The organism is Cupriavidus basilensis OR16, assembly GCF_000243095.1.
In the GTDB taxonomy this organism is placed as follows: domain Bacteria; phylum Pseudomonadota; class Gammaproteobacteria; order Burkholderiales; family Burkholderiaceae; genus Cupriavidus; species Cupriavidus basilensis_D.
The window spans coordinates 35,752-55,624 of sequence record NZ_AHJE01000126.1; the positions used below are offsets into that span (position 1 = coordinate 35,752).

22 protein-coding genes are annotated in these 19,873 nt (G+C 67.0%); 13 read left to right on the plus strand and 9 right to left on the minus strand.

The window, feature by feature from the left end; genetic code table 11:
- Window positions 1–612, minus strand: a complete 612-nt coding sequence (locus tag OR16_RS34045) for a Crp/Fnr family transcriptional regulator (RefSeq protein WP_237717320.1) — start codon at window positions 610–612, stop codon at window positions 1–3.
- 247 nt (window positions 613–859) lie between these two features.
- Here OR16_RS34045 and OR16_RS34050 point away from each other — a divergent pair, with 247 nt between their 5' ends.
- The 3 genes from OR16_RS34050 to OR16_RS34060 all read left to right on the plus strand — a co-directional run bounded on the left by OR16_RS34050 (window position 860) and on the right by OR16_RS34060 (window position 4,397).
- On the plus strand, window positions 860–1,618 hold the full coding sequence (locus tag OR16_RS34050; RefSeq protein WP_006163412.1) for a Coq4 family protein: 759 nt from the start codon (window positions 860–862) through the stop codon (window positions 1,616–1,618).
- 253 nt (window positions 1,619–1,871) lie between these two features.
- A complete protein-coding gene (locus OR16_RS34055) occupies window positions 1,872–2,318 on the plus strand; it encodes an HU family DNA-binding protein (protein WP_006163413.1) in 447 nt (148 codons plus the stop codon).
- 534 nt (window positions 2,319–2,852) lie between these two features.
- Window positions 2,853–4,397, plus strand: a complete 1,545-nt coding sequence (locus OR16_RS34060; protein ID WP_006163414.1) for a methyl-accepting chemotaxis protein — start codon at window positions 2,853–2,855, stop codon at window positions 4,395–4,397.
- 51 nt (window positions 4,398–4,448) lie between these two features.
- On the opposite strand, the gene OR16_RS34065 is transcribed toward OR16_RS34060, so the two are convergent.
- Complete coding sequence (locus OR16_RS34065; RefSeq protein WP_006163415.1) at window positions 4,449–5,009, minus strand: NADPH-dependent FMN reductase; 561 nt, start codon at window positions 5,007–5,009, stop codon at window positions 4,449–4,451.
- 196 nt (window positions 5,010–5,205) lie between these two features.
- On the opposite strand from OR16_RS34065, the gene OR16_RS34070 reads away from it, so the two are divergent.
- Window positions 5,206–6,381: an ABC transporter substrate-binding protein gene (locus OR16_RS34070; protein WP_006163416.1), complete on the plus strand. Its 1,176-nt coding sequence runs from the start codon at window positions 5,206–5,208 to the stop codon at window positions 6,379–6,381.
- A gap of 125 nt (window positions 6,382–6,506) precedes the next feature.
- On the opposite strand, the gene OR16_RS43830 is transcribed toward OR16_RS34070, so the two are convergent.
- From OR16_RS43830 to OR16_RS34110, 7 genes are all read right to left on the minus strand, one after another.
- Window positions 6,507–6,968 (minus strand): DUF6869 domain-containing protein, encoded by a 462-nt coding sequence (locus OR16_RS43830; protein WP_141639960.1) that lies wholly within the window; start codon window positions 6,966–6,968, stop codon window positions 6,507–6,509.
- A gap of 127 nt (window positions 6,969–7,095) precedes the next feature.
- Window positions 7,096–7,797: an ABC transporter ATP-binding protein gene (locus OR16_RS34085; protein ID WP_006163419.1), complete on the minus strand. Its 702-nt coding sequence runs from the start codon at window positions 7,795–7,797 to the stop codon at window positions 7,096–7,098.
- On the minus strand, window positions 7,790–8,542 hold the full coding sequence (locus OR16_RS34090) for an ABC transporter ATP-binding protein (RefSeq protein ID WP_006163420.1): 753 nt from the start codon (window positions 8,540–8,542) through the stop codon (window positions 7,790–7,792). Before OR16_RS34090 ends, OR16_RS34085 begins: the two co-directional genes overlap by 8 nt.
- Window positions 8,539–9,555 (minus strand): branched-chain amino acid ABC transporter permease, encoded by a 1,017-nt coding sequence (locus tag OR16_RS34095; RefSeq protein WP_006163421.1) that lies wholly within the window; start codon window positions 9,553–9,555, stop codon window positions 8,539–8,541. The genes OR16_RS34090 and OR16_RS34095 overlap by 4 nt, the downstream gene beginning before the upstream one ends.
- The gene (locus OR16_RS34100) at window positions 9,552–10,418 is read right to left on the minus strand and encodes a branched-chain amino acid ABC transporter permease (RefSeq protein WP_006163422.1); all 867 of its coding nucleotides are present in this window, start codon (window positions 10,416–10,418) and stop codon (window positions 9,552–9,554) included. The genes OR16_RS34095 and OR16_RS34100 overlap by 4 nt, the downstream gene beginning before the upstream one ends.
- A gap of 79 nt (window positions 10,419–10,497) precedes the next feature.
- A complete protein-coding gene (gene pobA / locus OR16_RS34105; RefSeq protein ID WP_006163423.1) occupies window positions 10,498–11,688 on the minus strand; it encodes a 4-hydroxybenzoate 3-monooxygenase in 1,191 nt (396 codons plus the stop codon).
- A gap of 164 nt (window positions 11,689–11,852) precedes the next feature.
- Complete coding sequence (locus OR16_RS34110; protein ID WP_006163424.1) at window positions 11,853–12,473, minus strand: DUF3995 domain-containing protein; 621 nt, start codon at window positions 12,471–12,473, stop codon at window positions 11,853–11,855.
- On the opposite strand from OR16_RS34110, the gene OR16_RS44705 reads away from it, so the two are divergent.
- The 9 genes from OR16_RS44705 (at window position 12,472) to OR16_RS34150 (ending at window position 19,863) form a co-directional block, all read left to right on the plus strand.
- A complete protein-coding gene (locus OR16_RS44705; RefSeq protein ID WP_006163425.1) occupies window positions 12,472–12,630 on the plus strand; it encodes a hypothetical protein in 159 nt (52 codons plus the stop codon). The genes OR16_RS34110 and OR16_RS44705 overlap by 2 nt on opposite strands.
- 5 nt (window positions 12,631–12,635) lie before the next feature.
- Entirely contained in the window at window positions 12,636–13,406 is a 771-nt protein-coding gene (locus OR16_RS34115; protein ID WP_237717322.1) for an aldo/keto reductase, read from the plus strand.
- Window positions 13,407–13,413: 7 nt separating this feature from the next.
- Entirely contained in the window at window positions 13,414–14,772 is a 1,359-nt protein-coding gene (locus OR16_RS34120; RefSeq protein ID WP_043422185.1) for an NTP/NDP exchange transporter, read from the plus strand.
- A 123-nt stretch (window positions 14,773–14,895) separates the two neighbouring features.
- Window positions 14,896–15,165, plus strand: a complete 270-nt coding sequence (locus tag OR16_RS34125; protein WP_006163428.1) for a hypothetical protein — start codon at window positions 14,896–14,898, stop codon at window positions 15,163–15,165.
- Window positions 15,166–15,310: 145 nt separating this feature from the next.
- Entirely contained in the window at window positions 15,311–15,709 is a 399-nt protein-coding gene (locus tag OR16_RS34130; protein WP_006163429.1) for a hypothetical protein, read from the plus strand.
- Window positions 15,710–16,206: 497 nt separating this feature from the next.
- A complete protein-coding gene (locus OR16_RS34135; protein WP_006163430.1) occupies window positions 16,207–17,022 on the plus strand; it encodes a Bug family tripartite tricarboxylate transporter substrate binding protein in 816 nt (271 codons plus the stop codon).
- A 38-nt stretch (window positions 17,023–17,060) separates the two neighbouring features.
- Entirely contained in the window at window positions 17,061–18,413 is a 1,353-nt protein-coding gene (locus tag OR16_RS34140) for an acyclic terpene utilization AtuA family protein (RefSeq protein WP_006163431.1), read from the plus strand.
- Window positions 18,414–18,433: 20 nt separating this feature from the next.
- Window positions 18,434–18,781, plus strand: coding sequence for an AtuA-related protein (locus OR16_RS34145; protein WP_006163432.1), 348 nt, complete (start codon window positions 18,434–18,436; stop codon window positions 18,779–18,781).
- An 80-nt stretch (window positions 18,782–18,861) separates the two neighbouring features.
- Entirely contained in the window at window positions 18,862–19,863 is a 1,002-nt protein-coding gene (locus OR16_RS34150) for a bifunctional helix-turn-helix transcriptional regulator/GNAT family N-acetyltransferase (RefSeq protein WP_006163433.1), read from the plus strand.
- The last annotated feature ends 10 nt before the right edge of the window (window positions 19,864–19,873 follow it).

Sequence of the window (19,873 nt, forward strand, 5' to 3'; positions counted from 1 at the left end):
CTAGCCGACCTCCGCGAATCTTCGCAGCGACTCAATATCCAGGATCTCGATGGACCCGCGCGTGCGCTGCACCAGCCCCTGCGCCTCGAAATCCTTGAGTATCTGGTTGACCGTTTGCCGGGAGATCGACAACATCAAGCCGAGTTGCTCTTGCTGCACGTTGATCACCCGCTTGCTCAGGCCATGGCGCTCGCCGTAACCGCCGGCGATGGCCAGCAGGCGGCGCGCCAGCCTGACCGGCACAGGCATCAGCACGGACGATTCAATCGCTTCGAATGCCAGCCGGAGCTTTTGCGCCATCAGCAAGCCAACCGCCTTCCAGTGCGCCGGGTTCTCCTCCAGGAACCGCACCGCATCCTGCTGGCCGATATGGAGCAGCACCACATCGGTCTCGATCCAGGCATCGTGGGCCCGTGGCAAGGCATCGAACAGGGCGACCTCGCCGAACCATTGCGGCGTTTCCGCGAAAGCCAGCAATGCCTCCTTGCCATCCGCGGAGGAACTGGTCATCCGGATGGCGCCCGCCACCACGAAGTAGAGGCCGTCCGCCGGGTCTCCATGCGTGAAAAGGCGCTGGCCCGCAGCCAGTGTCCTGACCTTTGCGTGCGCCACGATCCACCGTTGAAAGTCAGTGGCTAGACCGGCGAACCATGCGCTGGATTTCAGGGCGGCGAGACGATCTTCGGGGGTAGATGACTTTGACACAGCGCCAATCGTAGTCTTATGTCAGGAAGGCGACATTGTAGTCGGCCATTCCCTGCAAAGATCGCTCAATGCAATCAGGGCGCCTAGATGAAAACCCTGAAAGCACTGGCGGCTTCGCCATCCCGGCAACAACCCCGACAAGAGGAACGAGGCAATGGACATAGCGACCTCCCCCGCTCTCTACAAGCGTGACTTTCCAGCCGCATTCCGTGCGATCCGCAAGTTGCTGGCCAACGGTGACGACACCACGCAGGTGTTTCTCATCATGCGCGCCCTCAATGGGCCGTCTGCGCCCAAGAACTACGCGCGGCTCCTGACGACCACGAGCGGACGGCGGCTGGCTTATCTTCGCGTCGAACTGACGGAGCGCTTCTCCGACCCGGCGTTCATCGCCAGCTTCGCGGCCGGCACGCTCGGCGCGGCCTACCGCTCGTTCCTGGAGCAAACGGGCTACAGCGCCGCCGGACTTGCCACGATTTCAAACCTCAACAGCGAGCCGCTGGTCGAGGATCCCTACGCCTGGTTCGGCAGGCGAACCCGTGACATCCACGACATCTGGCATGTGCTCACCGGCTACAAGGCTAACGAGAACATGGGCGAAGCGGCGCTGGTGGCGTTCAGCTACGCGCAGACCGGCGCCCTCGGCTGGGCATTCATCGCCGTTGCTACCGCCTTGCAGAGCCTGCGCAAGACCGGCAACACTGCGTATTTCCGCGCCGTTGTCGAGGGCTATCGGCATGGACGCAAGGCGAAGTGGCTGATGGCCGAGGACTACGAGACGCTGCTGCATGAACCGCTCGAGGCAGCGCGCGCGCGGCTGGGCATTCTCGAGCCCGCGGTGTACCACGCGGCCAGCAAGGCCGCGCAATGCCAGCCGCAGGGCGCGGCTTCGCAATCGCTATCTTCCGACTAAGTGCCGGGCGGACGCTGCCTGCGGGCCTATCGGGCGAATTTTGCATTTTGTCAGGGCGGTCCCACCCATCCACAAAAGTGGCATCCCGCATCCATCAATAATCGCTCGACAGGTTCAGCCCTGAGGGTTCATTGCCGTTGTCCATTGTTTTGATTGCGGGTGTTTGGCACGCGCGAGCGGGAATGCTATGCTCCCATGCGTTTGCTGCCGTCGGCAACAAACGTCATTCAACGAACACAAGACTCCATAATCCATGGCTACCAAAGCAAATGCTGTCGTAAAGACCACCGCCAAGCCTGCCGCCAAGAAAGCGGCTCCGGCAAAGAAAGCGGCTCCGGCCAAAAAGGCGGCTCCGGCAACGAAGGCGGCTCCGGCAAAGAAAGTCGCAGCGGCCGCGCCGGCGGTGAAACCCCTGAAGGACACGTTCAACAAGTCCAGCCTGGTGGCCCACCTGGTGGCCCAGACGGAACTGGATGCCAAGACGGTCAAGACCGTGCTGGCGCATCTGGAAAACACCGTGCTGAGCGCGGTGCACAAGAAGGGCGCTGGCGAATTCACCCTGCCGGGCCTGCTCAAGGTCGTGGCCACCCAGGTTCCCGCCACCAAGAAGCGTTTCGGCAAGAACCCGTTCACCGGCGAAGACCAATGGTTCGCAGCCAAGCCGGCATTGGACTTCGCCGCCGCGGTACGGCTGAAGTAATCCGTGCCGAACGCCGCCCCGTTGCTGATGGTGCTCCAGTGGTCCGGCAGTTGCAGGCCATAGTTGCGGAACTGGAAGAGCGGATCCACGATCTCGCTATCCCGGTTGGCAAGCGCGTCATAGCGCGGCGCCTGTGCCCCCGCGTTGCTGGCGAAGAGCCCCCGGCACCTGCAGTGCTATCGCCATCCGGAATAGTCGTCGCATTCCCATTTCCCCCTTGTATTCCATGCACTTAGCGATCTGCGCCCAGGTCGCGGATCATCATGCTCTGCCGACAGAGCACCTGACCAGGTCGTATAGAGATAGGGAATGCTGTGTGCTGCGTGTTTTTGTTTGCCGATATGAACGTTTTCAATAAAGGACACTGCCCGCCGGGGAACAGCCGATAAAGCTCAAGTCTTCATGCCGATTGTCGTTATCCACCATAGTCCGCACATGCGTTCGCGACAGAACGGCGCGGCTGACAATAGAGCGAATCCGTGTCCTCCGGACCCGCCTTTCGCCGCCGTATTATTTCCATTCAGGTAGAAGAAAATGAAGAATCTTGGAATTGGGGTACGCCTTGGCATTGGCTTTGGCGTAGTACTGCTGCTGTCAACGCTCATGACCGTGTTCAGCATCCTGGGACTCCAGGACGTAGCTAGCCACACGCACGACATGATGCAGCAGCCGCTGGCCAAGGAGCGCGTCGTCAGCGACTGGTATCGCCTCATGCACACGAGCGTGCGCCGCACCACCGCCGTGGCGCGCAGTTCCGACCCGAGCCTGGGCACGTTCTTCGCCGCCGAGACGAAGGGGTCGGTCGACGCCATCGCGGCGTTGCGAGACAAGCTCGAACCGATGCTGACCTCGGACGCGGAAAAGGCGGCATTCAAAACGATCCAGACCGTACGCAAGCCGTACAACGAATCGCGCGACAAGATCACCAAGCTAAAGGAAGCCGGCCAGACGGATGAAGCCAACCAGGTGCTCGATAGCGAGTTCGTGCCTGCCGGCAATGCCTATCTTGCGGAGATCCAGAAGCTGCTGGATATCCAGCGTGCCAGCATTGACCAGACCGCACTGGCCATCAACGAGATCTATCTCTCCGCGCGCAATCGCCTGATCGCGCTTGGCGTGCTGGTGCTGGCCATTGGCGTCGCGTTCTCGGCATGGCTGACCGCGGGCATCACCGCGCCGCTGCATCGCGCCGTCGGCTTCGCGCGCAAGGTGGCGTCGGGCGACCTGACCAGCCACATCCGCTCGGATAGCAAGGACGAGACCGGCCAGTTGCTGCGCGCGCTGGGCGACATGAACGGCAACATCCTGCGCATCGTGACCCAGGTGCGCACCGGCACCGAGTCCATTGCGTCCGGCACGAGCCAGATCGCCGCAGGCAACACGGACCTGTCCCAGCGCACGGAAGAACAAGCGTCGTCGCTGCAGGAAACGGCTTCCAGCATGGAAGAGCTGACCAGCATCGTCCGCCAGAATGCGGACAATGCCAAGCAGGCCAGCTCGCTGGCGGTCAACGCCTCCGAGATCGCCGTCAAGGGCGGCATGGTGGTTGGCCAGGTGGTCGACACCATGCAGGAGATCAACGGCGCCTCGCGCAAGGTGGCCGACATCATCGCCGTGATCGAGGGCATCGCCTTCCAGACCAACATCCTCGCGCTCAACGCCGCGGTGGAAGCCGCCCGCGCGGGCGAGCAGGGCCGGGGCTTTGCGGTGGTTGCCGGCGAGGTGCGCAGCCTGGCCCAACGCAGCGCGACCGCCGCCAAGGAGATCAAGTCGCTGATCGGCGACTCGGTCGAGCGCGTGGAAAAGGGCTCGCAGCTGGTCACCACGGCTGGCCAGACCATGGATGAGATCGTGGGCGCGGTAAAACGCGTGACCGACATCATGGGCGAGATCAGCGCCGCCTCGGCCGAGCAAAGCGCCGGCATCGAGCAGGTCAACCAGGCGGTCACCCAGATGGACACGGTGACGCAGCAGAACGCCGCACTGGTGGAGCAAGCCGCCGCCGCCGCGGGATCGCTGGAAGAGCAGGCCCAGCGCTTGAAAGAAGCGGTATCTACGTTCCGCCTCGTGGCTGCCTGATCCGCCTGATCCGCCTGATCCGCCTATAGCGCGCCGCCAGCCGCTTGCCGCTCACGCAAGCGGAAATGTGGCGGTGGCCGTCGTCTTGTGAAGGACGACGGCATCGTACAGCGCCACCAGCGCTGCTTGAACGGCAGCGGCAATGCCCGGCGTCGAGACCATGCCATCCTCATCCAGCCCGGCGCCCAGCAATGGCACCGTGATGGACGCCGGCTCGATAATGACCGCGGCCATCGTCCGCAAGGTCTCGCGCAGGGCCGCGTCCGCATGATGCGCGCGTGGCGATGCATTGAGTACGGCAACCGGCTTGAAGGCGAACGGCTCAAACCCCACCAGCCAGTCCAGTGCATTCTTGATCGTTCCGGTCACGCCATGCGCGTACTCGGGGCTCGCGATCAACAGGGCGTCTGCTTGGGCGACCTCGGTGAACAAGCGCGTGACGCTGGCAGGCGGACCCGCCGCAAGCTCCGGGTTGAACAGCGGCAGGCCGCCAAGGCTGGGAAACACGGCAACCGATACATCCGGCGGCGCCAGCCTCGCAGCCGCGCGCAGCAACGCCGAATTGATGGACACAGCCCGCAGGCTGCCGGATAGCGCAAGTACTTTCATCATTCCCGGTTTGGACCACGTGGGTCGTATCTAGGCCAGCGCGCATTCTATAGCCAATGCCCGTTGCCGCCCGCGGCCCTTTACCCCGCCCCCGATTGCACCAAACCGCCCCGCCGCCTACACTGCTCTGCCAGTGCCCGCGCCAGCACCCACCCGGCCCCTTTCCGGGACCAGAGCGCACTCAACCAGGAGACCATCGATGACCTTTGCCCCCTTGCTGCGTGCCCTCGCGGCTTGCAGCGTGCTTGCCGTGGCGCCTTCGCTCGCCCACGCCGCCGACCCGGTCAAGATCGGGCTGATCGCGCCCTTCTCGGGCAGTTTTGCCGACTATGGCAAGCAGATGGAAGGCGGCATCAAGGCGTTCCAGAAACTCAATGGCGATACCGTCGCGGGCCGCAAGGTGCAGATCATCAGCAAGGACACCACGGGCCCGGCCCCGGACGTGGCCAAGCGGCTGGCACAGGAGCTGGTGGTACGCGACAAGGTCGACGTGCTGGCCGGCTTCGGCCTGACACCGGAGGCGCTGGCGGTAGCCCCGATTGCCGAGCAGGCCAGGAAGCCAATGGTGATCTTCAACGCGGCGTCGTCCTCGATCACCGCCAAATCCGGTTATATCGCGCGGGTGTCGATGACCTTGCCGCAGATCTCGGCACCGATGGCGACCTGGGCTATCAAGAACAAGGTGCGCAAGGTGGTGACGCTGGTGGCGGACTACGCCCCGGGGATCGATGCGGAGACCGCGTTCAAGACCAATTTCATCGGCGGCGGCGGGCAAGTCGTCGAATCGATCCGGGTGCCGCTGCGCAATCCGGAGTTCGCGCCGTTCATCCAGCGCATCAAGGATGCCAGGCCGGAGGCAGTGTTCCTGTTCCTGCCCGCCGGGGAGCAAGGCGTGGCGTTCATGAAGGGCTTCCGCGAGCGCGGCCTGGCCGAGGCCGGCATCCGCGTGATCGCCACCGGCGACCTGACCGACGACCACGTGTTGCCGGCCATGGGCGACGCCACGCTGGGCGTGATCACGTCGTTCCACTACTCGATGGCGCACGATTCACCTGAAAACAAGGCGTTCCTGAAGGCCTTTGCCGAAGCCAACCCCGGCGCCGGCCGGCCAAACTTCATGGCCGTGGCGGCCTATGACGGCATGCGCGCGATCTACGACGCGCTGAAGAAGACCGGCGGCGCCACCGACGGCGACAAGTTCATCGCGGCGCTCAAGGGCATGAAGATTGCCAGCCCGCGCGGCCCGATCGCGATCGACCCGGAAACCCGCGACGTGGTCCAGACCGTCTACATCCGGCGCGTGGAAAAGGTTGGCGGCGAGCTCTACAACGTGGAGTTCGACAAGTTCGACAACGTCAAGGATCCGGGGAAGTAGGCCACGCGGCGCGTTGCGGCACGTCCGCGTGCATCGCGCCTTCACGCTGCCGCAGCTGCGTTGGCGTTGGCGGTGGCACGATGCGGGCGGGCTCTTTTTGCGCCCCGCCGAGCGGGCCGGTGGCACTATCGGGCCGCGGCGCCGCACCCGGTCCGTCCAATTCGCGCGGGTTGTAGCATATCCACATCGCGCGCTGCGGCACCTCGTTGAAGTTGGCGTCGCTGGCAGCCAGCACCCGCGCCCATACCTGCGGCGTGGAGCTGCGCCACACACCGCACAGCAGGCGCCGGAAACGCGGGTCGCGCGCGGCTTCGTGCCCCAAGCCCCCCGATAAACGCCGGGCCGTGGTATTCGATCAGGTCTTCAAGTTCGCCGGCAGCGAGCGCGCCGAGGACGCGGGGACTATCGGTGCGATCCAGGACCGCCAGCACCAGCCGCCACAGGCCTTCGGGATCGTTGACGCCGAGCCAGTCGCAGGCCTGCCAGACCCAGAACGAGCGCACCTCGTGCCGGCCGATGGCCGGGTCATAGCGGCTGTAACGCTCGATGTAGGCGTTGACGAGCCGTTGTTGCGCATGGGCTTCCATAGTCCCCCGTTACTACCGGCTTGCAAATAACGAGCACGACCAATGGCCGAGAGCGGGGTTGCCGCCAACGACCGCCAACATTCGCCAACCCTCGCCCTAACCCCGCTTGACCATACCGGGGCAGGGTTCACGCAACCGTCAGCAACCTGTCCAGCCTGCCCTTGTCCGCCAGCAACTCCGTGCTGGTCGACTCATGCACGACCCTGCCGCGGTCGAGCACCATCGCGCGCCGGGTCATGCCAAGCGCCAGGCGAGCGTGCTGCTCCACCACAATCACAGCCATGCCGCCTTCCTCGATCAGGCGGCGGATCACGTGCTGCAATTCCTGAACAATAATAGGCGCCAATCCTTCCATCGGTTCGTCGAGTAACAGCAGGACCGGGTTTACCATGAGCGCCCTGGCAATCGCCAGCATCTGCTGTTCGCCCCCGGACAACTGGTTACCCAGGTTCGCGCGGCGCTCGCGCAGCCGGGGAAAGACTTCGTAGACGCGCGCCACGTTCCAGTGCCCGGGTCGCGCCACCGCTGTCAGGTGCTCCTCCACGGTCAGCGACGCAAACATGCAGCGCTCCTGCGGCACCCATCCCAGGCCGGCGGCGGCGCGCTGATGCGCGGCCAGCCGCGCCAGGTCGCGCCCTTGCCAGGACAGGCTGCCACGCCGCAGCCGGGTCAGGCCCATCAGCGTCATCAGGAGCGTGCTCTTGCCCACGCCGTTGCGGCCCAGCAGGGCCAGGCTATCGCCGGCCTCCAGCGCCAGGTCGATGCCGTCCAGCACCACGGCATCGCCATAGCCCGCGCACAGCCCCTGTGCCCGCAGCAGTTCAGTCATGCGCGGCCTCCCCCAGGTACACCTCTCTCACACGAGGATCGGCGCCGATCTCCGCCGGCGTGCCCTCGGTCAGCACGCGGCCGCCCACCAGCACGGTGATGCGCTCGGCAAAGCGAAATACCAGGTCCATGTCGTGCTCGATGAACAGGATGGTGATGTCGCGCGGCAGGCCGGCGATCACGCCGAACAACTCGGCGCTCTCCCCGGCCGGAATGCCCGCAGCGGGCTCGTCCAGCAGCAGGATGGCGGGCCGGGTGGCCAGCGCCAGCGCGATTTCCAGCAAACGCTGCTTGCCGTACGGCAGGCTGCGCGTCTCGGTATCGGCCTCGGCGTCCAGGCGCAGGCTGGCCAGTACCGCCATGGCCTCGTCCGCCAGCGAGCGCTGCGAGGCCACGGTGCGATGCCAGACAAGCGTGGCGCCGCTGCGCTCGGCCACCGCGAGCAACACGGATTCCAGCACCGTCAGGCCGGGGAACAAGGTGTTGATCTGGAAGGTGCGGGTCATGCCGCGCCGCACCCGCGCGTGCTGGGGCAGTTGCGTGATGTCCTCGTCGTCCAGCCAGATGCTGCCGCTGCTGGCCGGCAAGGTGCCCGTCAGCAGGTTGATGAAGGTGGTCTTGCCCGCGCCATTGGGCCCGATCAGCGCATGCCGGGCACCCGGCGGGAACTGCAGGGAGATATCGCTGTTGGCGGCAAACCCGCCCCAGGACTTGGACAGCCCCTCGGTACGCAGCAGCCTTGTCATGTCCCGCCTCCTCCCGGCTTGCGGCGCATGCCGTTGCGCAAGGCATCCAGCGCGCCCATCAGGCCGCCGCGCGCGAACAGGACGATCACCACCAGCAGCAGGCCAATCCAGAATTGCCAGTACACCGGATTGATCCCCGCCAGCACATCCTGGGCGATCATGAACACGGCGGCGCCCAGCAAGGCACCGTACAGCCGGCCAGCGCCGCCCAGCACCAGCATCACCAGCAGCTCCGCCGAACGCGGAAAGCCCAGCACGTCCATGCCGACGAACTGCGTGGTCTGCGCCAGCAGGCCGCCGGCGACGCCGGCCAGCGCCGCCGCCACGGCGAACACCGCGCCCAGGCGGCGCGGCACGTTCACGCCCAGCGCGGGCATGCGGCGAGCGCCCTCGCGCATGCCGCGCAGCGACAGCCCGAAGGGCGAAGCCACCAGCCTGCGCACCAGCACGAACAACAGGAACGTGACCACCAGGCTGTACAGGTAGGCGGTCTTGCCGAACAGGTCGAACTCGAACCAGCCGAGCAACGGCGCCATGGTGACCCCCGACAGGCCATCCACGCCACCGGTAAGGAAGGCCGCCTTGTTGGCCGCCTCGAACAGCATCAGCCCGATGCCCAGCGTGACCATGAGCCGCGTCAGGTCGCTGCCGCGCGCCACCAGGAAGCTCGCCAGCCAGCCCGCCAGCCCAGCCACCGCGCCGGCCGCGAGCAAGCCCGACAGCGGCTCGCCCCAGCCATGCGCGGCCAGCAGCCCGGCAGTGTAGGCGCCAAGCCCGAAGAAGGCCGCATGCCCCAGCGAGACAATGCCGGCGTAGCCCAGCAGCAAATCCAATGACAACGCGAAGAGCCCGGTGATCAGCACCTGGCTGCCGAGGATCAGGTAGCCGGGCAGCAGGAAGAACACCGCCACCGGCACCAGCCAGAAGGCAATCTCGCCATCCCGCCAGCGCCCGTCGGGCAAATGGGCGCGCCGCACGCTCGCGCGATCCGGTACCTCGTCCGCCGCGCTCATGCCCGCCTCCCGTAGAGACCGGCCGGGAACAGCACCAGCAGCAGCACCATCAGCGCATAGATGACAAAGGCGCCTACCGCCGGCACGTAATACTTGCCGGCTACATCGGCCACGCCCAGCAGCAGCGCCGCCACCAGCGGCCCGCGGATGGTGCCCGCGCCGCCCACCGCCACCACTAGCAGGAAGTACACCATGTACTTGAGCGGGAACGAGGGATCGAGTCCCAGCACGTCGATGCCCAGCCCGCCGCCAAGCCCGGCCAGCCCGGACCCAAGCGCGAAGGTCAGGCTGAAGACCCGCTCCACATTGATGCCCAGGCCGCGCGCCGCTTGCTGGTTGTCCACCGCCGCGCGCACCTGCGCGCCAAAGCGCGTGCGCGCCACCAGCCAGCCCAGCGCCGCGGTGATGACCACCACCACGCCGATCAGGAACAGGCGATAGGCCCCAAGGTCCAGGCCCGCCACGCGCACCTGGCCCAGCAGGAAGGCGGGTAGCGCCACCGGCTGCTGTCCCGGCCCGAACACGTAGGTGGCCCCCGCGATCGCCATGAAGGTCAGCCCGATCGAGAACAGGACCTGGTCGAGATGGCTGGCACGGTACAGGCGGCGGTACAGGGTGCGTTCCAGCACCCAGCCCACCGCCGCGGCGCCCACGAAGGCTAGCGGCAGCGTCGCCAGGAACGGCACGCCGGCCCGGGTCATCAGCACCACCGCCACGTAGCCGCCGAACATGGCGAACGCGCCGTGGGCCAGGTTGACGAAATTCATCAGGCCCATGGTCACCGACAGCCCTACGCTGATCAGGAACAGCAGGCAGCCGTAGGCGAGCCCGTCGAACAGCACCCCGAGGAAACTGGCGGTCATCGCCGGCCCTCCCCCGGCCTCGGTGGCGGGCAACCCAGCTTTGTCATGACATCTCCCGTGGTTCGTTCGCGATGGGCGCTCATGTGCCCTCGAAGGTGGCGAATGGCAGCCCGACATAGTTCTCCGCGAGGGTCGCGGCGGCGGCGGGCGAAGCGGTAACGTATTCAAGCTCGGCTTGCTGCAGCCGCGCCATGAACGGAGCCTGGCCGGGAAAGCGATGCAGCAACGCGGTCATCCACCAGGAGAAATGCTCGGCGCGCCAGACCCGCCGCAGGCAAGTGACGGAGTATGCGGCCAGCAGGTCGTCGCGGCGCTCGCCGTAGTGCGCGGCCAACGCCCGCGCAAGCGCGCGCACATCGGCAACAGCCAGGTTCATGCCCTTGGCGCCGGTGGGCGGCACGATATGGGCGGCATCGCCGGCCAGGAACAGCCGGCCATATTGCATGGGCTCCACCACGTGGCTGCGCATCGGCGTCACACTCTTCTGCAGCACGGGGCCCTCGTTGAGCCGCCAGCCGTCGCCGGTTTCCAGGCGGGCGTGCAGTTCCTGCCAGATCCGTGCATCGGGCCACTGGCCGAGATCCTCGTCGGGGCGGCATTGCAGGTAGAGCCGCGTGATCTGCGGCGAGCGCATCGAGAACAGCGCGAAGCCACGCGCATGGCTGGCGTAGATCAGTTCCTGCGCGGCGGGCGCGGCCTCGGCCAGGATGCCCAGCCACGCAAACGGATAGCTGCGCTCGAACACCTGCAGCGCAGCCGGCGGAATTGCCTCGCGCGAGACCCCATGGAAACCATCGCAGCCGGCGATGAAATCGCAATGCAGCGTGTGGCGCCGGCCACCGTGCGCAAACGTGACGCTGGGCTTGTTGCCGTCAAAGCCATGCAGGGCCACGCCGCTGACCTGGAACAAGGTGGGCGCGCCAGCGGCCAGGCGCGCGGCGATCAGGTCCTTGACCACCTCGTGCTGGCCGTACACGGTAATGGCGCGGCCTCCGGTTGGCCCGGACAGGTCGATGTGGTGGCGGCGAGCGTCGAACAGCAGGTCGATGCCATGGTGGCGCAGACCCTGGCGCAGCAGGCGCTCGCCCACGCCGGATGCGACCAGCAGGTCGACCGTCCCTTGCTCCAGCACACCGGCCCGGATGCGTTGCTCCACGTGCTGGCGGCTGCGGTCCTCCATGACCACGGCATCGATGCCGGCGCGAAGCAGCAGATGCCCCAGCAGCAGGCCTGCCGGCCCGGCGCCGATGATCGCGACCTGGGTGCGCATCGTGGTCTCCCGTCTCCCGTGTTTCGTTGCCCGCCCGGCCCGCCGGATGGGCCGTGGCGGCAGCGCCCGGCCTCTGATGCAGGGCATTGTCAGACGCTCGGCTTCATTTTGCAATCGGGGGTTTTGCGATGCGGCGCGCGCGGCTGCCGGGAGCGCGGCAACGCTCAGGGCGAGAGGATCACCACGTACGCCAGGCCGGCGGACAACGCCAGGCACAGCGGCGAATAGACCCGCGTATCCAGCCAGGCGAACGGCGATCCCGTGACGCGCTTGAAAAAACCGACCAGCCGAAAATCGCCCACCGCCCTGGCCAGCATCGCTAGCGCGACGAGACCGATGGCCCACCGCAGGACCGGCCCGGTGCAAGGCGCCGTGGCCAGTCCTGCGCGCGCCCCCACCATCAAGGCCACCGCCGCCAGCACGGCGGCCACCAGCAGCGTGCCGGTACGCGTGGGCGTGAAGGCGGGGACCATGGCCGGCTCCGCTGGCCCCGGCGCGCCGGCGCTGGCCTTGCGCGGCAGGCGGGGAACCGCCGCGTCCTTGCCCAGGCCGCCACCCAGCGCCCAGTAGACGTGAACGCCAGCGAGCAGCAGGTAGATGCAGGCAAGCAGAAGTGCGACCATGGCGGCGGGATTCCTGTCTGTGATTTGTGAGAAGATGACCCGGTTCGGGTCCACCAGCTTAAGCCAGCCACGCCGCACCCGGCCGGGCAGTGGCGAAATGCCGCACTGCTTGCCGCTGCCGCGGTGGCCAGGATCCGAGCCCATCAGCAAGGAGATCGCCATGTCATCCGATCGACGCCGCTTCCTTGCCTGCAGCGCAGGCCTGGCCGCCGCGCTCGGCGTGGCCTGCGGCGCCTTGCCTGCCAGCGCGCTCGCGGCGCCGGGCGCACCGGGCCGTTGCGCCGAGCGCTGCCCGGTGGCCGCGAAACCCTGCCGGTGATCGGCATGGGCACGGCCAATACCTTTGATGTGGGGACTGAGCGCAGCGAGCGTGCCCCGCTGGCCGAGGTCCTGGCCCTGCTGCTGCAAACACCCGGCTCGGTGATCGACACTGCGCCCAGCTACGGCAGCGCGCAAGGCGTCACCGGCGACCTGCTGCGCGACGCCAATGCCCGCGGCAAGGTGTTCCTGGCCACCAAGATCTCCACCTCGGCTGGCAGTTCGGCGCAAGCGCAATGGGCACAGTCGCTGCGCGACCTGCACAGCGATACCGTTGATCTGCTGCAAGTCCACAACCTGATCGATTGGCGTGACAACTTGCGCTACGCGCGCCAGTTGAAGGAACAGGGCAAGACACGCTATGTCGGCATCACCCACTACCGCGAGGATGCCCATGACGCGCTGGCGCAGATCGTGCGCAGCGAACGCCTGGACTTCGTGCAACTGAACTACTCGCTCGCCGAGCGCAATGCCGAGCGCACGCTGCTGCCGCTGTGCCAGGAACGCGGCGTAGCCGTGCTGGTCAATCGCCCGTTCCAGGATGGGCGCCTGTTCCGCGCCGTCAAGGACCGGCCGCTGCCGCCCTGGGCAGGCGAGATCGACTGCGCGTCCTGGGGCCAGATCTTCCTGAAATTCATCGTCAGCCACACTGCGGTGACGGCGGCAATCCCCGCCACCGCCAAGCCCCGCAACATGCAGGACAATCTGGGCGCGGGCCTTGGCCATATGCCCGACGCGCGCCAGCGCGAGCGCATTGCCGCGCTGCTGGCGGCCTGAGCCCAGCGTGGCAGCCCCTGCAAACACCACGCACGCCACCCGGCACGGGCTTGGCATCCAGCCCGGCGAAGGCCGCGCCGTAGCGGCTGGCTTCCTGTTCTTCTTCTGCCTGTTCGCCAGCTACTTCATGTTGCGCCCGGTGCGAGAAACCATGGGCATCGCCGGCGGCGTGCAAAACCTGCAATGGCTGTTTACCGCCACCTTCGTGGTGATGCTGGTGGCCATTCCGTTCTACGGCTTGTGCAGCGCGCGGCTGCCCCGCCGGCGCTTCGTGCCTTGGGTCTATGCGTTCTTTATCGCCAACCTGCTGGGCTTCGCCGTGGCGACACGCGGCGCGCCGGACAGCATCTGGCTGGCGCGGGTGTTTTATGTCTGGCTGTCGGTATTCAACCTGTTCGTGGTGTCGGTGGCGTGGAGCCTGATGGCGGACGTGTTCCGTCCCGGCCAGGCGCGCCGGCTGTTCGGCCTGCTGGCCGCGGGCGCCAGCGCGGGCGGCCTGGCCGGCCCGCTGCTAGGCGGCTGGCTGGTGACGCGCATTGGCCTGACCGGGCTGATGGTGCTGTCGGCCGCCCTGCTGGCGGCCACGCTGCCGGGCGTGGGGTACTTGTTCGGCTGGCGCAAGCGCGCCGGCGCGGGCGTGCCGATGGCCGGCGACCCGGTGCCGGCGCAAGACCCCGCCCGGCCCATCGGTGGCGGGCTCTGGGCCGGGCTCACGCTGGTGGCACGGTCGCGCTACCTGCTTGGCATCAGCCTGTTCGTGGTCCTGCTGGCCACGGCCAGCACCTTTCTCTACTTCGAGCAGGCCAGGCTGGTAGCGCAGGCCTTCCCCAGCCGCACGCAGCAGACCCAGGTGTTCAGCGCCATCGACGCCATCGTGCAGGCGCTGACCATCGTGGTGCAGGTGTTCCTGTCGGGCCGCATCGCCCGGCGCTATGGCGTGGCCTCACTGCTCACGGCGGTGCCGCTGGCGGTGGCGGCGAGCTTCCTGGTGCTGGCGTTATGGCCAGCGTTCGGCGTGCTGGCCGGCGTGATGATTCTGCGCCGCGTGGGGGAATATGCCTTGCTGCGCCCGGGGCGCGAGATGCTGTTTACCGTGGTGGATGCCGAGACCAAGTACAAGGCCAAGAATGTGATCGACACCGCGGTCTATCGCGCCGGCGATGCCGTCAGTGCCTGGTTCAAGACCGCCATCGACGCGCTTTCCGGCCACCCGGCCGTGGTGGCGCTGACCGGCGCCGCGCTGGCGCTGGGATGGGCCTGGCTGGGATGGTGGCTTGGCCGGCAGCATGAAGGCCAGGCCGCGACGGCGCCGTCGGCGTCCGGTGCCGGCATGGCGCGGGTGCCCGGCGACCGGGGTGGCGCCTGAGTTGGCGCCCCGATTCACCGGACTGCAAAGGCGATAAACGAGTCAGGCTTAGTCTTGCGCCACCCGCCACAGCGCGCCGGATAATTGTGACTGTTGTGACGGATTATTTAACGAGGAGTGTTGATGAACCCCGGAATCCACAGCCTGAAGGCGGCCGCCCTGGTCGCCGCCCTTGCCATCAGCAGCATCTCGCACGCCCAGCTTGCGCCGCCGCAGCCACAGCGGGCGCAAGGCGAGCGCGCCACGGCAACCCCCATGCCGCCTCAGCCGGCGCGGCACAAGAAGCCTAAGCACAAGCACCATCACAAGAAGGCACCGCCGCCGCAGGCAGCCCCGGGCGACGACGCGGTGCCGCCGCCGCCGCCGTCGTCGCCACCGCGTCCGGCACCCTGAACCCCGTGATCGTCGCGGAGTTGGCGTTACATCTGCTAACCGCGACCAGGATCTGCGCAGACACCTGCCCCCTAAGATGACGTCATGGCTAGCCGGTCTCGCTGGCCATCACAAGCTGCCCCAGGGCAGCAACAAGGAGTCAGTCATGCGCAACACCCATCGTGTCACCCGCGTCATCGGCGCAGGCCTGGTCGCCGCCGCAATGCTGGCCGCGGGGCCTGCCTCGGCGCGCGACCGCTACCACGATGGCGGCTACCACGGCGGTGGCGGTTCGGCTGGCGCCGTAGCGCTGGCCATCGGCGCACTGGTCGGGCTGGCCGTCATCGGCACCGCCGTAGCCAGCCAGCCGGTCGTCGTAGCCGCCCCGCCCCAGCCGGCTTATGGCCCCCCGCCGGGATACTGCTACCGGGATTACGACCGCGCGTACGTACCATGCGCACCGCAGCCAGCGCCCGTTTACTATCAGCAGGCGCCTCAGCCGCAATACCAGGGATACCAGGGATACCAGGGATACCAGGGCTATCAAGGGTATCAAGGCTACTGAGCGCAACTACCCGCCAGCACCGGCCGTCAGGGCCGTGCCCCACCACGCCGCGTGATGCGGTAGACGAACGCCGGCGCGCGCCAAACCCGCCAGCTCCCGCGCGTGATGCACGCCGCCGGCTGTCGTTGCTCGGACCTGCGCCACCGCATCGACATGGCCCAGCCTTGAGGCAATCGGTGGCGCCCATCTCCCGTTCAACGGCAAGCTTGTCCGCGGCAAGGTCGCATGCCACCACCCGCGAGGCATCGGGACCAGGACCGTGAAGCCGTCTGGCGATGCATCGAAATTTCATTCAATGAAAATTCATGGCCTTTGTTTGACCTGCAAACTGGCCCATGCATAAGATCTTCCAAAAATAGTTCATTGAACGAAATACTGCGGCGCACCCGCGCAAGCAGCACAACCACCGGGTACTGCCGCCATGGCAGCACCTGCGAGGAGACAACGATGCAGCGACGCGCCACCCTCCGCCTGGCCGCCACGGCCTGCGCCGCCCTGTGCGCCCAGTTCGCGCTGCCAGCACTGGCAGCGGACAACTACCCCACGGCGCGGGCGGCAACATCGGCGCCGAAGCCGTGGCCAAGGCCGCGCCGGACGGCTACACGCTGCTGATGGGCACGCTCGGCACCCAGGTCACCAACCAGTTCATCTATGCGCGCATGCCTTACGACTCGGCCAAGGACTTCGCGCCGGTCACGCTGGTCGCCAACTCGCCCAACGTGCTGCTGACCAATGCCACGCTGCCGGTCAAATCCGTGGCCGAACTCATCGCGCTGGCCAGGCAGCGCCCCGGCAGTCTCAATTACGCCTCCACCAGCACCGGCGGCTCGCCGCACCTGTCCGGCGAATTGCTCGACAGCATGGCTGGCGTGAAGATGCAGCACGTGCCCTACAAGGGCGCGGCGCCCGCGATGACTGACCTGCTGGCGGGCCAGGTCAACCTCATGTATGACAACCTGCCCTCGGCGCTGGCGCAAATCCAGGCCGGCAAGGTGCGCGCGCTGGCGGTGACCAGCCCGCAGCGCTCGCCCATCCTGCCGGATGTGCCCACCGTGGCGGAATCCGGCCTGCCCGGCTACGTGGTGAATTCGTGGTTCGGCCTGCTGGTCCCGGCCGGCACGCCGGCCACGCTGGTGGCCCGCCTGCAGCAAACCGTGGCCAGGATCCTGGCCACGCCAGAGGTCAAGCAACGCATCGAGCAACTCGGCGCGGTGCCGGGCGGCGACTCCCCCGCCGCCTTCGCCGCGGTGATCCACGCCGATACCGAGAAATGGTCGCGCGTGATCAAGAGCGCCGGCATCCAGGCCCAGTAGGCCCGTTGAGCGCAACCCAACCAACCCAGGACCCCGTCATGGCAACCAAAACCCTGCGCATCGGCTCCGGCTCCGGCTGGTGGGGCGACCGCGTGGAACCCGCTGCGCTCAGCGCGCAGCACGGCAAGCTCGATTTCCTTTGCTTCGAAACCATGGCCGAGGCCACCGTCTCCGCCGCGCAGGTGCGAAAGCGCCGCGACCCCGCTTTCGAAGGCTACGACACCTATCTCGACGAACGCATGCGCGCGGTATTGCCGCACTGCATCGCCAATGGCACGCGCATCGTCAGCAACCAGGGCTGGATCAATCCGCTGGGCGCGGCGCGGCGCATCGCGCAGCTATGCCATGAGCTGGGCCTGCCCGGCGTGAAGATCGCGGCCGTCACCACCACCGACCTGACCGGCACCATCTGCGACCAGCCCCTGGAGATCCTGGAGACCGGCGCGCCCATCGCTACCCTGCGTGGCTCGCTGATCTCGGCCGAGCCGTACGAGGGCGCGGAGCCGATCGTGCGCGCGCTGCAAGCCGGCGCGCAGATCGTGGTGACGGGCCGCGTGGCCGACCCCTCGCTGTTTCTCGCGCCGATGATGCACGCGTTCGGATGGCAGCCTGAAGATACCGCCTTGCTCGCGCGCGGCAGCGCCATCGGCCATTTGCTGGAATGCGGCGCGCAGGTGACCGGCGGCTATTTTGGCGATCCGGGCTACAAGGACGTGCCCGAGCCGTGGAACCTGGCCTTCCCCATTGCCGAGGTGGATGCGAGCGGTACGGCCGTGATTTCCAAGGTGGCCGGCACCGGCGGGCGCATCGACCTGCAGACGGTCAAGGAGCAGATGTTCTACGAGGTGCACGACCCGCGCCGCTACATCACGCCGGACGTGGTGGTGGACTTCACCACGGCGCAACTGGAGCAGGTTGCACCCGACCAGGTGCGCGTGAGCGGTATCAGCGGATCGGCGCGCACGCCCACGCTCAAGGTATCGCTGGGTTGCACGGAAGGCTTTATCGGCGAGGACATGTTCTTCTACGCCGGCCCCGGCTGCCTGGAAAAGGCGCGGCTGGCCAAAACCATCCTGGCGCACCGCTTCCAGCTGGCCGGGCTGGACGCGCAAGCGCTGCGCATCGATTTCCTCGGCGTCAACGCCATCCACGGCGAAGCCTCCCCGGCCCCGGCCTGCGAGCCCAACGAGATCGCCGTGCGCGTAGCCGCGCGCACCCTCACCCGCGCCGAAGCCGCCAAGGTCGGCCGCGAGATCGACAGCATGGCCGTGTGCGGCCTGGCCTCCACCGGCAAGCGCGTGCCGCACCAGGAGCGCACGCGCGAGATCATCGGTGTGTGGTCGGCCCTGGTGCCGCGCGCGCAGGTCAGCTCCGAGATCCATTTCCTTTGATTCGCTGCGAGGCACATGACATGAAAGTTCAGCTCAGGCGCGTGGCGCATACCCGGTCCGGCGACAAGGGCGATATCTCGAACACTTCGGTGATTGCCTACGAACCCGCGTTCTATCCGCATATCAAGGCGCAGCTCACCGCGGAGGCCTTCAAGGCGTTCTATGGCGGCGTGGTCACCGGCAAGGTCGATCGGTTCGAGGCCGATGGCCTGCAAGTGCTCAACTTCGTCGCACACGGCGCGCTGGGGGGCGGCGTGTCGCGCAGCCTGGCGCTGGACAACTACGGCAAGGCGCTGGCCAGCGCGGTGCTGCGGTTCGAGGTCGAGGTGCCGCAGGCCTTGACCCCATTGCTACGCGGACCGGCGTAGGCAGACCCCTCGGCTGGGGTCCTTGAAAAACTTGCGAGGCGCAACTAATATGGTTGCGAGGCGCAACAAAAGGAACCGCCATGGATATCGTCGAGCCCCTGTCCGAGTCGCGTGATGCCACCATCGCCGCGCTCAGGATCTTCTCCAGAAAGCTGGTCCGCGAACTCGGCTTCATGCGGACCACGCTGGCCGATAGCCAGCTTGCACCCTCCGCCGTGCACGCCATCATCGAGATCGGGCTGGCGCCGGGGCTGCAGGCCCGCGACCTGGCCGGCATCCTGCGGCTGGACAAGTCCAATACGAGCCGGCAGCTCGCCAAGCTCGAATCGTTGGGTCTCGTGGCACGCAGGGCCGCGGCCGATGATGCGCGCTCGTTCCATCTGAACCTGACCGACGCCGGCAAGCACCTGCACCACCAGATCGACGGCTTTGCCACAGAACAGGTCTCCAGCGCATTGCGCCGGCTGACCCCGGCCGACCAGCAAGCGCTGGTCCGGTCCCTGTCGATCTATGCGGATGCGCTTGCCGCCGACAACGCGCAAAAGCCCGCCGGGGACGATGCCAGCGTAGACAGCGGCATCCAGGAAGGCTACCGGCCGGGCTGCATCGGCGACATCGCCAGCCTGCATGCCCGCTTCTATTCGCAACTGGCGGGCTTCGGCAGCTTCTTCGAACACAAGGTGGCCACCGAGCTGGCCGGCTTCGCGACCAGCCTGCCATCGCCAGACAGGCAACTGTGGCTATGCCTGGAGGGCGGCCGGTCGCTGGCCAGCATTGCCATCGATGGCGACCCGGCGAGCGGCCTGGCCCACCTGCGCTGGTTTATCGTCGACAACACCTTGCGCGGCACCGGCATCGGCCGCCAGTTGCTCGAACGCGCGCTGGATTTCGCGGATTCACGCTACCGGCAAACCTACCTGTGGACGTTCAAGGGCCTCGACGCGGCGCGCCATCTCTATGAGTCCCACGGGTTTCAACTTGCGCAGGAGGCGCCAGGCGAGCAATGGGGGGCCGCCGTGACAGAGCAGCGCTTTGTGGTGACAGAGCAGCGCTTTGTGCGCAATGCCGCCGAGGGGCGATGATGTTCAGCCA

Coding starts and splice junctions, on each gene's coding strand:
- OR16_RS34050 (WP_006163412.1), top strand. CDS start 860: ATGGACATAGCGACCTCCCCCGCTCTCTACAAGCGTGACTTTCCAGCC.
- OR16_RS34055 (WP_006163413.1), top strand. CDS start 1,872: ATGGCTACCAAAGCAAATGCTGTCGTAAAGACCACCGCCAAGCCTGCC.
- OR16_RS34060 (WP_006163414.1), top strand. CDS start 2,853: ATGAAGAATCTTGGAATTGGGGTACGCCTTGGCATTGGCTTTGGCGTA.
- OR16_RS34065 (WP_006163415.1), bottom strand. CDS start 5,009: ATGATGAAAGTACTTGCGCTATCCGGCAGCCTGCGGGCTGTGTCCATC.
- OR16_RS34070 (WP_006163416.1), top strand. CDS start 5,206: ATGACCTTTGCCCCCTTGCTGCGTGCCCTCGCGGCTTGCAGCGTGCTT.
- OR16_RS43830 (WP_141639960.1), bottom strand. CDS start 6,968: ATGGAAGCCCATGCGCAACAACGGCTCGTCAACGCCTACATCGAGCGT.
- OR16_RS34085 (WP_006163419.1), bottom strand. CDS start 7,797: ATGACTGAACTGCTGCGGGCACAGGGGCTGTGCGCGGGCTATGGCGAT.
- OR16_RS34090 (WP_006163420.1), bottom strand. CDS start 8,542: ATGACAAGGCTGCTGCGTACCGAGGGGCTGTCCAAGTCCTGGGGCGGG.
- OR16_RS34095 (WP_006163421.1), bottom strand. CDS start 9,555: ATGAGCGCGGCGGACGAGGTACCGGATCGCGCGAGCGTGCGGCGCGCC.
- OR16_RS34100 (WP_006163422.1), bottom strand. CDS start 10,418: ATGACCGCCAGTTTCCTCGGGGTGCTGTTCGACGGGCTCGCCTACGGC.
- pobA (WP_006163423.1), bottom strand. CDS start 11,688: ATGCGCACCCAGGTCGCGATCATCGGCGCCGGGCCGGCAGGCCTGCTG.
- OR16_RS44705 (WP_006163425.1), top strand. CDS start 12,472: ATGTCATCCGATCGACGCCGCTTCCTTGCCTGCAGCGCAGGCCTGGCC.
- OR16_RS34110 (WP_006163424.1), bottom strand. CDS start 12,473: ATGGCGATCTCCTTGCTGATGGGCTCGGATCCTGGCCACCGCGGCAGC.
- OR16_RS34115 (WP_237717322.1), top strand. CDS start 12,636: ATGGGCACGGCCAATACCTTTGATGTGGGGACTGAGCGCAGCGAGCGT.
- OR16_RS34125 (WP_006163428.1), top strand. CDS start 14,896: ATGAACCCCGGAATCCACAGCCTGAAGGCGGCCGCCCTGGTCGCCGCC.
- OR16_RS34130 (WP_006163429.1), top strand. CDS start 15,311: ATGCGCAACACCCATCGTGTCACCCGCGTCATCGGCGCAGGCCTGGTC.
- OR16_RS34140 (WP_006163431.1), top strand. CDS start 17,061: ATGGCAACCAAAACCCTGCGCATCGGCTCCGGCTCCGGCTGGTGGGGC.
- OR16_RS34145 (WP_006163432.1), top strand. CDS start 18,434: ATGAAAGTTCAGCTCAGGCGCGTGGCGCATACCCGGTCCGGCGACAAG.
- OR16_RS34150 (WP_006163433.1), top strand. CDS start 18,862: ATGGATATCGTCGAGCCCCTGTCCGAGTCGCGTGATGCCACCATCGCC.